This is a genomic window from Micromonospora sp. NPDC051296 (genome assembly GCF_040682255.1).
Lineage (GTDB): Bacteria > Actinomycetota > Actinomycetes > Mycobacteriales > Micromonosporaceae > Micromonospora > Micromonospora craterilacus.
Genome location: NZ_JBFBAO010000237.1, coordinates 1 through 11079, shown reverse-complemented (window position 1 = coordinate 11079; position 11079 = coordinate 1). Strand labels below are relative to the sequence as shown.

Sequence of the window (11079 nt, the reverse complement as noted above, 5' to 3'; positions counted from 1 at the left end):
GCCGATCGCCTTCATCTCCTGCCAGTGCCCGAGCAGCATGATCGTGACCAGCGCGGCCAGTTCCCGCCAGTCCGGGTCGCCGGGTAGGCACCGCACCGTGCGGGCGCCGGTCTCGATGTCGACCTGTCCGTCGCGGTAGCCGGCCCACCGGGCGCGGCACGACGCGTACCCGGAAGGCGGTCGCCGCCGTGCTCGCCGGACTGCTCCTGGCGGTCCTCGCCGCGGCCCCGGCCGCGGCGCATGGCGACGAGCTCAAGTTGACGGTGGCCGGTGACGGGGCCGACGGGGTCACCATCCAGGCGGTGTACGCCGACGGACACCGCCTGGACAAGCTGGTGCGGTTGACCCTCACCGCCTCCGGTTCGGAGGGCCGCACGGTCGGCCCGCTGCAACTGGAACCGGCGGCCGAGGGGCAGGGCTTCTACACCACCGGCCCGATCCTGTCGCCCGGCTCCTGGAAGGTGCGGGTGACCGCGCCCGCACCGCACGTCGGCGTGGCGACCGCCGAGGTGGAGTCCCGCCCGGCGCAGACCCCGTCGCTGGCTCCGGTCGCCGATACCCGGGACGCGCCGTCGGCGCAGGCGGATCGGTCCGCCGGCAACGGCGACGCGCCCGGATGGTGGTGGACGGTCGCGGTCGGCGTGGCCGTGCTCGTCGTCGTGGCGCTGACCGCGCCGCTGCTGGGCCGACGCCGCAACCCGTCGTAGGCCCGGCCGACGCCACAGCGGCCCGGCATCCACCGTTTCCACGGCGGGTGCCGGGCCGTTCGGCGTTACCGGTCGAGCACCGCGCGCAGCGCCTTGAGGTCCTCGGCGATGGGCTGCCAGGCACCGGCCTCGGCGTTGGCGCGCACCTGCTCGGGCGTGGTGGCGCCGGCGATCACCGAGGTCACCGCCGGCTGGGCGGCCAGCCCGCCGATGGCCACGTGCAGCATCGACACCCCGCGCTCGGCGGCGTACGCCTCGATGGCCTCGATGGTGTCCCAGTCGGCGGCAGCGAGGCGCTGTGCGTACCGGCCGCCACCGGCGAGCCGGCTGCCCGCGGGCGGCGCCTCGCCGCGCTTGTACTTGCCGGTGAGCAGCCCGTTGGCCAGCGGGAAGAACGGCAGCATGCCGAGGCCGAACCGCTCGCACGCGGGCAGCACCTCGATCTCGGCGTCCCGGTTGAGCAGGCTGTAGTGGTTCTGCGCACTGATGAACCGGGTCAGGCCCCGGGTCTTCGCGGTCCACTCGGCGTCGGCGATCTGCCAGCCGGCGAAGTTGGAGTTGCCCAGGTAGCGCACCTTGCCGGCGCGGACCAGGTCGTCCAGGGCGGAAAGCGTCTCGTCGATCGGGGTGCCCGGGTCGGGCTCGTGGAACTGGTACAGGTCGATGTAGTCGGTGTCCAGCCGGCGCAGCGACGCCTCGACCGCGCGGATCACGTACCGCCGCGAGCCGCGTACCCCGAAGTCGCGGCCGTTGCCGCCGCCCATCGACATGCCGAACTTGCTCGCCACCACCACGTCGTCCCGGCGCCCCTTGAGGGCCGCGCCGAGCTGCGCCTCCGACGCCCCGTGCGGCTCGCCGTAGATGTCGGCGCTGTCGAAGAAGTTGATCCCGACGTCGAGGGCGGCGTCGACCACCGCGCGGGTGCCGTCGAGGTCGAGCTTGCGGCCGAAGTTGTTGCAGCCGATCCCCACGACGGACACCACGAGCCCGGAGTCGCCCAGCCGGCGATAGGTCATCTCAGTCACGAGATCAACCCTATGTCGACCGCCCGACCTCCCACACCGGCTCGGGCGTCTCCACCACCTCACCGTCACCGCGGAACAGCAGGAACCGGTCGAAGCTCCGGGTGAACCAACGGTCGTGGGTCACCGCCACCACCGTCCCGGAGAACGCGGCGAGTCCCGCCTCCAGCGCCTCGGCCGAGGCCAGGTCGAGGTTGTCGGTCGGCTCGTCGAGCAGCAGCAGGGTCGCCCCGGACAGCTCCAGCAGCAGCACCAGGAAGCGGGCCTGCTGACCGCCGGAGAGGGTGCCGAACCGCTGGTCGCCCTGCCCGGCCAACTCGTACCGGCTGAGCGCGGCCATCGCCGCGTGCCGGTCCATGCCGGCCCGGTGCTCGTCACCCCGCCAGAGGATCTCGACCAGCGTCTTCGCCATCAGCTCCGGCCGGTCGTGGGTCTGCGAGAAGTGGCCGGGGCGGACCCGCGCGCCGAGCCGGGCCGTCCCGTCGTGCGCCACCGGCGCGAGCGCCGCCCCGGCGTCGACCGGGCCGTTCGCCGGATCCGGATCCGTCCCGCCGCGCGCCAGCAGGCGCAGGAAGTGCGACTTGCCGGTGCCGTTGGCACCGAGCACCGCGACCCGGTCGCCGTACCACACCTCCAGGTCGAACGGGTAGGTCAGGCCGTCGAGCTCCAGCTGCTCGCAGACCAGCGCGCGCTTGCCGGTCCGCCCGCCGGTCAGCCGCATCCGGATGTCCTGGTCCTTCGGCGGTACGGGCGGCGGCCCGGCCTCCTCGAACTTGCGCAGCCGGGTCTGCGCGGCCTGATACCGCGAAGCCATTCCCGAGTTGTACGCGGCCTTCTGCTTGTACATCAGCATCAGCTCACGCAGCTTCTCGTGCTCCTCGTCCCACCGCTTGCGCAGCTCGTCGAGGCGGTCGTGCCGGGCCACCCTGGCGGCGTGCCAGCTGGCGAAGCCGCCCGGGTGCACCCAGGCGCTGCCGCCCTCCACCGCAACCACCCGGTCGGCGGTATGTGCCAGCAGCTCCCGGTCGTGCGAGACGTAGAGCACCGACTTGCCGGACTCCCGCAGCCGCGCCTCCAGCCAGCGCTTGCCGGGCACGTCGAGGAAGTTGTCCGGCTCGTCGAGCAGCAGCACCTCGTCGGGGCCGCGCAGCAGCAGTTCGAGCGCGAAGCGTTTCTGCTGTCCACCGGAGAGGGTGCGGACCGGCCGCTGCCGGGCGATGTCCCAGGACAGGTCGAGGACGATGGTGGCGACGGTGTCGAAGAGCACCTCGGCGTCGTACCCGCCGGTTTCGCCCCAGGCGGCGAGGGAGTCCGCGTACGCCAGCTGGGCCTTGCCGGCGGCGGTGCTGTACTTGCCGCGCAGCTCGGCCGCCCGCATGGCCGCCTCGGTCTCGGCCAGCCGGCGGCCGGCGTCGCGCAGCGCCGGCGGGGCCAGCGAGAGCGCCAGGTCGGCGAGCGTCGACTCGTCGCCGATCATGCCGATGAACTGGCGCATCACGCCCAATCCGCCGGTACGCGCGATCGCGCCGGTCGGTGCCGGCAGGTCACCGGCGACCATCCGCAGCAGCGTCGTCTTCCCGGCGCCGTTCGGCCCGACCAGCGCCACCTTGGCACCCTCGCCGACCCGGAACGACACGTCGGCGAAGAGTTCCCGCCCGTCCGGCAGGACGTACCCGACCGCCGCCACGTCCACGTATCCCACGCGGGCATCCTGCCGGAGCCCGGCCGGCCGGCCAACCGATTACCGCGCCGAGGAGGTCACCGGGTGACGCGGAGCACGCGAAAGCCCTTCTGGCTGGCGTGCCGCCCGACCTGCCAGCCCTGGTCGACCAACCAGCGGTGCAGCGAGTCGCCGCCGAGGTGGCGGGCCACCACCAGCCAGGCCACCCCGTCCGGAGCCAGCCGGGGCAGCCAGGTCCGAAGCAGCTGGTGCAGCTCGTCCTTGCCGACGCGGATCGGCGGGTTCGACCAGATCTGGGCGAAGTCGAGGTCGGCAGGCACCTCCTCGGGTGCCGCCACCCGCACCCGGGCTCCGACGCCGAGCCGAGCCGCGTTCGCGGCGGTGAGTTCCCGCGCCCGCTCGTTGACGTCCACCGCCCAGACGGTCGCTGCGGGCGCGACGGTCGCCAGCACGCCGGTGATCGGGCCGAAGCCGCAGCCGAGGTCGAGCAGCGCGCCGGTGGTGGCGGGGCCCGGCAGTTCGGCCTTACGCAGCAACACGGCGCTGCCGGGGTCGAGGCGGGTCGCCGAGAAGACGCCGGCCGCGGAGGCCAGGGCGTACTCGCGGCCGGCGACGGTGAACTGCACCTCGCGTGGCTGGGCGGGCGCGCTGGGTTCGGCGGTGAAGTAGTGGTCCCCGGTCACGTCGGCCATTCTCGCATCGGGCCAGATCCGCCTGGCGGGACGGGAGTGGCAGGACGACACGACACGATGGACGCCAGGTTTTTCCGAATTTACCCACTAAAGGGATAAACATCCCTACCCTGAACGGCATGGTGTATCGGTACGACTCCGATGAGGACCCGTACGTCCAGTACCGGCCGGGCCAGCCCGACGGGCAGTCACCCACGACCGGCCCGCCGCCGCCGGCCGGGCCGTCCCCGTCGCGCTTCCCCACGCCGTCGCTGCCCCGCCCCAACCAGATCATGGTGCCCTCGGCGGCACCGGCCGCCGCGCCGCCCCCCGCACCGCCGCAGGAGCCGGTACCGCCGTACGAGCCGGTCGTCGTGGCCGGCCCGGCGGCGGCACCGCGGGCACCGGTACCGCCGTACGAACCCGCGCCTCCGTACGAGCCGGCACCTCCGTACGAGCCGGCACCGCAGGAGCCGGTGCCGCCGCACGAGCCGGTCCCGGCCGCGCCGCTCGAGCCCGCCACCACCGTCGCGCCGCCGCCGAGGCGGGGTGGTGGCCGGGCCTGGCAGGTACTGATCGGCGCTGCCGCCGTGCTGGTGCTGCTCGCCATCGGCGGCCTCGCCGCCGCCGCGCTGCTCGACGGAAGGCAGCTGACCGGCCAGCAGGCGGCGCCCAGCGCCGCGCCGGAAACCACCCGCAGCATCACGCCCGCCGACGCCAGCGACCTCGACTCCCGGGACACCGACCAGGCGCCACTGACCGCCCGTGAGGTCTTCCCCAGCGACCGGCTGGCGGTCGGTGACGGCCGGTCCGGGTACGAAGTGCTGCGCAGCCAGTCCAGCGCCAGTTGCGCGGTGGCCGCCACCGGCGAGGTCGGTGACCTGCTGGTTCGGCTCGGCTGCAACCAGGCCGTCCGGGCCACCCTGCGCGCGCCCGACGGGGAACATCTGGTCACCGCGGGGCTGTTCAACCTGGCCGACCGGTCCAGCGCCGAGCGGGCCCGGGACCGGATCCGCCAGTTGCTCGACGAACGGCAGGGCCGGTTCCGCGGCATGTCCGCGGGCGAGGGGACCGAGGCCATCGCCACCGCCGCGGCCCGGGTCGGCTGGCAGGTACGCGGCCACTACCTCGCGTACGCCGTGGTGGCCCGCGCCGACGGGGCGACGATCCGCTCCGGCGACACAACCGTCCGCGAGATCCTCTTCGACATGCTCGAACTGCACCTGAACCAAGGCGTGCTGGAGCGCCGGGCCGACGGCGGGACCGCCAGCCAGCCGACCGCAGGACCCAGCGACCGAAGCGGTAGCCAGGACTAGTCCACCCGGGACTGACCGACGCTCGGGGGCCGGTCGAGGCGGTCAGGCGTCGGCCGGCACCCGCAGCCGTCGGGTCGCCTCGGCCCGGCGGGCGTACTCGGCGGGATCGTCCGGGTAGCCGACCGCCACCAGGGTCAGCCCGTGCGCCGGCGCCACGGTCACCTCGCTGGACCGCTCCCGCCGGGTGAGCAGGCCGGCCGGCCAGTCCACCGGCCGGCGCCCGTCGCCCGCGACCAGCATCGCGCCGACCAGGCTGCGCACCATCGCCTGGCAGAACGCGTCGGCCTGCACGGTGGCGACCAGAATCCCGTCGGCGTCCCGCCGCCAGTCCAGCCGGGTCACCTCGCGCAGCGTGGTGGCGTTCTCCTTGCGCCGGCAGTACGCGGCGAAGTCGTGCTCCCCCACCAGGCCGAGCGCGGCGGCACCGAGCCGGTCGAGGTCGAGCGGGCGGGGCCAGGCCAGGATCTCGTGCCGGCGCAGCGGATCGGCACCCCACGCGGCGTCGGTGACCCGGTACTCGTAACGCCGGAAGGTGGCCGAGAAGCGGGCGTCGAAGGTGGCCGGTACCGCGCTCATCGCCCGGACCCGCACGTCCCCCGGGAGCAGCCGGGCCAGCCGGCGCAGCAGCCTGCCCTCATGCGCCGTCCAGACCTCGGTGGGCAGATCGAGGTGGCAGACCTGCCCGGTGGCGTGCACCCCGGCGTCGGTGCGACCGGCCACGGTCAGCCCGCTCGCGGTGCCGTTGCCGAGCACCAGTTCCAGCGCCTCGACCAGCACGCCGGCGACCGTACGCCGGTCCGGCTGGGCCGCCCAGCCGGAGAAGTCCGTGCCGTCGTACGCGACCTCCAGGCGCAGCCGGGTCCGCTCGTCCACCTCGTACCTCCGTAAACCGCGTCGGGCCCGGCACCCCTGAGGATGCCGGGCCCGACGATGGTTGCCTCTGCTCAGGCCTTGTTCTCGGTGGCCTCGTCGCTGTCCTCGCGGGCGGCGGCGGTGTCACCGGTCGCCGACACCGGCGCCTCGGAGTCCTGGTCGGCCTGGGCCGACGCCGGGGTCTCCTCGGCCGGGGCGAGCGCCTCGACCTTGTCCTGCTGGGCAGCGGCCTTGCGAGCGGCGGTCTTCTTGTTCGCCTTCGGCTCGGTGACCTGCAGCTCCTCGACCAGCTCGATGATCGCCATCGGCGCGTTGTCACCCTTGCGCGGGCCGGTCTTCACGATCCGGGTGTAGCCACCCTGACGGTTGGCGTACCGCGGCGCGATCTGGTCGAACAGGCCGTAGACCACGTCCTTGTCCTTCACGACGCCCGCCACCCGCCGGCGCGAGGCGAGGTCGCCCCGCTTGGCCTTGGTGATGAGCTGCTCGGCGAGCGGACGCAGCCGCCGGGCCTTGGTCTCGGTGGTCTTGATCTTGCCGTGCTGGAACAGCGCGGTGGCCAGGTTGGCCAGCATCAGCCGCTCGTGCGCGGGGCTGCCGCCGAGGCGGGGGCCCTTGGTGGGCGTGGGCATGCTTGGTGCTCCTCAGGTGTGGCGGCAGCGCGGACTAGAGCTGCTCGGTCTCGCGGTAGTCGTCGGTGTCGTAGTCGGCCTCACCGAAGGCGTCCACGACGTGCGCCGGGTCGAAGTTCGGAGCCGAGTCCTTCAGCCCCAGACCCATCCCGGCGAGCTTCATCTTGACCTCGTCGATCGACTTCTGACCGAAGTTGCGGATGTCGAGGAGGTCGGCCTCGGTACGCCCGATGAGCTCACCAACGGAGTTGATGCCCTCGCGCTTGAGGCAGTTGTAGGAGCGGACGGTCAGGTCCAGCTCCTCGATCGGCAGGGCCAGGTCCGCCGCCAGCTGCGCGTCCTGCGGGGACGGGCCGATGTCGATGCCCTCCGCGGTCTCGTCCAGCTCCCGGGCCAGCCCGAACAGCTCCACCAGCGTCGAGCCGGCCGAGGCCAGCGCGGTACGCGGCCCCATCGACGGCTTGGTCTCGACGTCGATGATCAGCCGGTCGAAGTCGGTCCGCTGCTCGACGCGGGTCGCCTCGACGCGGTACGTCACCTTGAGCACCGGCGAGTAGATCGAGTCGACCGGGATCCGGCCGATCTCCGCGCCCGCCTGCTTGTTCTGCGCCGCCGTGACGTAGCCCCGACCCCGCTCGACGGTCAGCTCCATGTCGAGCCGGCCCTTGCCGTTGAGGGTGGCGAGCTTCAGGTCCGGGTTGTGCACCGAGACACCGGCCGGGGGCTGGATGTCACCGGCGGTCACGTCGCCCGGGCCCTGCTTGCGCAGGTACATGCTGACCGGCTCGTCGTGCTCGGAGCTGACGCACAGCTCCTTGATGTTCATGACGAGCTCGACCACGTCCTCCTTGACGCCGGGGATCGTGGTGAACTCGTGCAGCACACCGTCGATCTTGATCGAGGTGACCGCCGCACCCGGGATGGACGACAGCAGCGTACGCCGCAGCGAGTTGCCCAGGGTGTAGCCGAAGCCCGGCTCCAGCGGCTCGATGGTGAACCGGGACCGGGTCTCGTTGATCGACTCCTCGGAGAGGGTCGGTCGCTGGCTGATGAGCATGTCTTCTCTTCTCTTCCGGGGCGCCCGCTATATGACGCCCACGACACAAAGTGTTCCGGTGGCCCGCCTCGCGAGGCGGGCCACCGCAACGAGCCCTTACTTGGAGTAGAGCTCGACGATCAGCTGCTCCTGAACCTGGGTGTCGATCACCTGGCGGCTCGGGAGCGAGTGCACGAGGATCTTCATCTGGCTCGGGATGGCCTCCAGCCACGCCGGGACCGTCCGCGAGCCGGCCTGAGCCTGCGCCACGATGAACGGGGTGAGCTCCTTGCTCTTACCCCGGACCTCGATGATGTCGTGCTCCTTGACGCGGTACGACGGGATGTCGACCTTCTTGCCGTTCACCGTGAAGTGACCGTGCTTGACCAGCTGGCGCGCCATGTCACGCGAGTGCGCGTAACCGGCCCGGTAGACCACGTTGTCCAGCCGCGACTCGAGGATCTGCAGGAGGACCTCACCGGTCTTGGCCTGCTTGGCCACGGCCTCCTCGTAGTAACCGCGGAACTGCTTCTCCAGCACGCCGTAGACGCGGCGGGCCTTCTGCTTCTCACGGAGCTGGAGCAGGTACTCCGTCTCCTTGGTGCGGCCGCGGCCGTGCTGCCCGGGCGGGAACGGCCGGGACTCGAACGGGCACTTCGGGCCATCGCACTTGCTGCCCTTGAGGAACAGCTTCATCTTCTCCCGCCGGCAACGGCGGCAGTCAGCACCGGTGTAACGAGCCATCTCTCTCTAACCTCTCAGACCCGGCGACGCTTCGGCGGACGGCATCCGTTGTGCGGCTGCGGGGTGACGTCGGAGATCTGCCCGACCTCCAGGCCCACCGCCTGCAGCGAACGGATGGCGGTCTCCCGGCCGGAGCCGGGACCCTTGACGAACACGTCGACCTTGCGCATGCCGTGCTCCATGGCCCGACGCGCGGCGGCCTCGGCGGCCAACTGCGCGGCGAACGGGGTCGACTTGCGGGAACCCTTGAAGCCGACCTGGCCCGCGGAGGCCCAGGAGATGACGGCACCGGTCGGGTCCGTGATGGACACGATGGTGTTGTTGAAGGTGCTCTTGATGTGCGCCTGCCCGTGGGCGACGTTCTTGCGTTCCTTGCGCCGGACCTTCTTGACAGCGGCTCCGGCACGAGCCTTCGGTGGCATAAGTCTGTGCGCTCCTGAATTTGGTTCTCGATCGGTTCTGGCTCTTCGCCCCGTCGATTGCGTAGACACCGGTTCCGGTTGGAGCCCGGCCTACCTCGACGGAGAACGACCAGAATTCCGGTTTAAGAACTACTACTTCTTGCCGGGCTTCTTCTTGCCGGCGACCGTCCGCTTCGGGCCCTTGCGGGTCCGCGCGTTGGTACGGGTCCGCTGGCCACGAACGGGCAGGCCCCGGCGGTGCCGGATGCCCTCGTAGCAGCCGATCTCGACCTTGCGGCGGATGTCTGCGGCGACCTCGCGGCGCAGGTCACCTTCAACCTTGTAGTTGGCCTCAATGTGGTCACGGAGCTGGACCAGCTCCTCGTCCGTGAGGTCCCGGGCGCGCTTGTCCGGCGAGATACCGGTGGCAGCGAGCGTCTCCAGGGCGCGGGTGCGACCCACGCCGAAGATGTAGGTGAGCGCAATCTCCAGCCGCTTCTCGCGGGGGAGATCAACGCCGACTAGACGTGCCATGTGCGGGCGTGCTCCTTGTGGTGTGCTGCGGAGGTGTGGACCCGTCCCACCCCGCTACCGACCGTCCCGTCCTTCCGGCGCGAGTCTGCGCCGGCGACCGGGATCGGCCGCTGCCCGAGCGGGCCCCGGCCTCCGACCGGGGGTCAACCACGAGAAAGTACGCGCTGCGCACCGCTCGCGGCTGGGACGAGCATGTGTGATGTGGGGCTGGTTCAGCCCTGGCGCTGCTTGTGGCGCGGGTCGGTGCAGATGACCATGACCCGGCCGTGCCGGCGGATCACCCGGCACTTGTTGCAGATCCTCTTGACGCTCGGCTTGACCTTCACGGTTGCCTTACTTCCCATCTGGCCCGGCGTCACGAGGTGCGACACCGGACGTCGAAGACGGACACGGGACGTTCCCGGCCGCCGTCAGGCTTACTTGTAGCGGTAGACGATGCGCCCGCGGGTCAGGTCGTACGGCGAGAGCTCGACGACGACCCGATCCTCCGGCAGGATGCGGATGTAGTGCTGCCGCATCTTGCCGCTGATGTGAGCCAGCACCTTGTGGCCGTTGGCGAGCTCCACCCGGAACATGGCGTTCGGCAGGGGCTCGATGACCCGACCTTCGATCTCGATGGCTCCGTCTTTTTTCGGCATGTCCTCCGCTGTCCTGACGTCGGTTGCTCCGGACGGCTCACAACGTCTTACACGGGGTGCCTGATCGAGATCAGATTTCCCGCGCCAGCCGCGGCCCCGCGTCCCACCGAAGCGCTTGGTGGGCATGGCGGAGTGGACGCTGTGCGCCGATCAGAAAGTGTACGCCCGCCTGCGCGTCGTCGCCAAACCGACCGGCTACCTGCCGTCAACGCGTCGGGCAAACGGGACGTTCAGCCCAGACTGCCTTGGTCCGGGCGTCGCACCTGCTCGCCGGCACCCGCCTCGGTGGCCTGCGACCCGCCGCCAGCCACCCCGCCGCTACCGTTCGCGCCGGTTGCTCCGTCGGTGCCGTTCGCGCCGGTTGTCCTGTCGGTGTCGATCGCGTCGGTCGCCCCGTCGGTGCCCGTACCGCCGATCGCGTCGGGTTCCTGCCCGGCCAGGGCCTTGCGCTCCCGCTTGAGCGCCCGCTTCTCCGCCCGCCGCTGGCGGCGGCGTTCCCGGTCGGCCGCCCACCGCCGGGGCTCACCCGTGGCGAGGCCGGTGACGGTACGCACCAGCACCACCGCGCCCCAGGGGCCGGCCACCCAGCCCGGCCAGAAGTACAGCATCTCGCCGGCCGCCAACGAGGTGAACACCCAGATCGCCGACACGATGCCGACGACCTTGAGCCACGGCTCCCACACCTCGACCAGCCAGCGGGCGGTCACCCCGCGCCCGCCGTCGGGCAGCACCGGCGATCGCCCGTCGGCCTCCCCCTGCGCCGGCGCCACCGCGCCCGACGCCGGCAGGTCCCCCACCAGCGCGTCCAACTCGGCGTACGTGCG

General features: G+C 71.8%; 13 protein-coding genes and 1 pseudogene. 2 read left to right on the top strand and 12 right to left on the bottom strand.

Annotated features, from left to right (window positions below; genetic code table 11):
• Positions 1-188: 188 nt before the first annotated feature.
• Positions 189-707: a hypothetical protein gene (locus tag AB0M52_RS22745; RefSeq protein ID WP_363956994.1), complete on the top strand. Its 519-nt coding sequence runs from the start codon at positions 189-191 to the stop codon at positions 705-707.
• A gap of 65 nt (positions 708-772) precedes the next feature.
• On the opposite strand, the gene AB0M52_RS22740 is transcribed toward AB0M52_RS22745, so the two are convergent.
• Genes AB0M52_RS22740 through AB0M52_RS22730 form a run of 3 tightly spaced genes read right to left on the bottom strand, consistent with a single transcriptional unit; the run spans position 773 to position 4093 of the window.
• Positions 773-1723 (bottom strand): aldo/keto reductase, encoded by a 951-nt coding sequence (locus AB0M52_RS22740; RefSeq protein WP_363956997.1) that lies wholly within the window; start codon positions 1721-1723, stop codon positions 773-775.
• A gap of 19 nt (positions 1724-1742) precedes the next feature.
• The gene (locus tag AB0M52_RS22735) at positions 1743-3431 is read right to left on the bottom strand and encodes an ATP-binding cassette domain-containing protein (protein WP_363956992.1); all 1689 of its coding nucleotides are present in this window, start codon (positions 3429-3431) and stop codon (positions 1743-1745) included.
• Between the two features lie 56 nt (positions 3432-3487).
• Complete coding sequence (locus AB0M52_RS22730) at positions 3488-4093, bottom strand: methyltransferase (RefSeq protein ID WP_363956989.1); 606 nt, start codon at positions 4091-4093, stop codon at positions 3488-3490.
• A gap of 128 nt (positions 4094-4221) precedes the next feature.
• On the opposite strand from AB0M52_RS22730, the gene AB0M52_RS22725 reads away from it, so the two are divergent.
• Complete coding sequence (locus AB0M52_RS22725; protein WP_363956987.1) at positions 4222-5397, top strand: hypothetical protein; 1176 nt, start codon at positions 4222-4224, stop codon at positions 5395-5397.
• A gap of 42 nt (positions 5398-5439) precedes the next feature.
• Here the strand turns inward: AB0M52_RS22725 and truA are convergent, their stop codons facing one another.
• The 9 genes and pseudogenes from truA to AB0M52_RS22680 form a co-directional block, all read right to left on the bottom strand.
• On the bottom strand, positions 5440-6270 hold the full coding sequence (gene truA / locus AB0M52_RS22720) for a tRNA pseudouridine(38-40) synthase TruA (RefSeq protein ID WP_363956984.1): 831 nt from the start codon (positions 6268-6270) through the stop codon (positions 5440-5442).
• A gap of 71 nt (positions 6271-6341) precedes the next feature.
• Positions 6342-6902, bottom strand: a complete 561-nt coding sequence (rplQ, locus tag AB0M52_RS22715) for a 50S ribosomal protein L17 (protein WP_363956981.1) — start codon at positions 6900-6902, stop codon at positions 6342-6344.
• Between the two features lie 34 nt (positions 6903-6936).
• On the bottom strand, positions 6937-7959 hold the full coding sequence (locus tag AB0M52_RS22710; RefSeq protein WP_013735931.1) for a DNA-directed RNA polymerase subunit alpha: 1023 nt from the start codon (positions 7957-7959) through the stop codon (positions 6937-6939).
• Between the two features lie 96 nt (positions 7960-8055).
• A complete protein-coding gene (gene rpsD, locus AB0M52_RS22705) occupies positions 8056-8682 on the bottom strand; it encodes a 30S ribosomal protein S4 (RefSeq protein ID WP_363956978.1) in 627 nt (208 codons plus the stop codon).
• Positions 8683-8696: 14 nt separating this feature from the next.
• The gene (gene rpsK / locus AB0M52_RS22700; RefSeq protein WP_007073011.1) at positions 8697-9104 is read right to left on the bottom strand and encodes a 30S ribosomal protein S11; all 408 of its coding nucleotides are present in this window, start codon (positions 9102-9104) and stop codon (positions 8697-8699) included.
• Positions 9105-9236: 132 nt separating this feature from the next.
• A complete protein-coding gene (rpsM, locus tag AB0M52_RS22695; RefSeq protein ID WP_013735933.1) occupies positions 9237-9617 on the bottom strand; it encodes a 30S ribosomal protein S13 in 381 nt (126 codons plus the stop codon).
• A gap of 212 nt (positions 9618-9829) precedes the next feature.
• Positions 9830-9943, bottom strand: a complete 114-nt coding sequence (gene rpmJ / locus AB0M52_RS22690; RefSeq protein WP_012184307.1) for a 50S ribosomal protein L36 — start codon at positions 9941-9943, stop codon at positions 9830-9832.
• A 90-nt stretch (positions 9944-10033) separates the two neighbouring features.
• Positions 10034-10255 carry a translation initiation factor IF-1 gene (gene infA / locus AB0M52_RS22685; RefSeq protein WP_007073013.1) on the bottom strand — a complete coding sequence of 74 codons (222 nt, stop codon included), beginning with the start codon at positions 10253-10255 and terminating at the stop codon, positions 10034-10036.
• Positions 10256-10722: 467 nt separating this feature from the next.
• Positions 10723-11079 (bottom strand): annotated as a pseudogene (locus AB0M52_RS22680) (DUF1707 domain-containing protein); the annotation flags it as partial.

Excerpts from the sequence above, each read along its gene's own strand:
- AB0M52_RS22710 (WP_013735931.1), bottom strand. The coding sequence starts at position 7,959 with ATGCTCATCAGCCAGCGACCGACCCTCTCCGAGGAGTCGATCAACGAG.
- infA (WP_007073013.1), bottom strand. The coding sequence starts at position 10,255 with ATGCCGAAAAAAGACGGAGCCATCGAGATCGAAGGTCGGGTCATCGAG.
- AB0M52_RS22725 (WP_363956987.1), top strand. The coding sequence starts at position 4,222 with ATGGTGTATCGGTACGACTCCGATGAGGACCCGTACGTCCAGTACCGG.
- AB0M52_RS22740 (WP_363956997.1), bottom strand. The coding sequence starts at position 1,723 with ATGACCTATCGCCGGCTGGGCGACTCCGGGCTCGTGGTGTCCGTCGTG.
- rpsD (WP_363956978.1), bottom strand. The coding sequence starts at position 8,682 with ATGGCTCGTTACACCGGTGCTGACTGCCGCCGTTGCCGGCGGGAGAAG.
- rpsM (WP_013735933.1), bottom strand. The coding sequence starts at position 9,617 with ATGGCACGTCTAGTCGGCGTTGATCTCCCCCGCGAGAAGCGGCTGGAG.
- rpsK (WP_007073011.1), bottom strand. The coding sequence starts at position 9,104 with ATGCCACCGAAGGCTCGTGCCGGAGCCGCTGTCAAGAAGGTCCGGCGC.
- rplQ (WP_363956981.1), bottom strand. The coding sequence starts at position 6,902 with ATGCCCACGCCCACCAAGGGCCCCCGCCTCGGCGGCAGCCCCGCGCAC.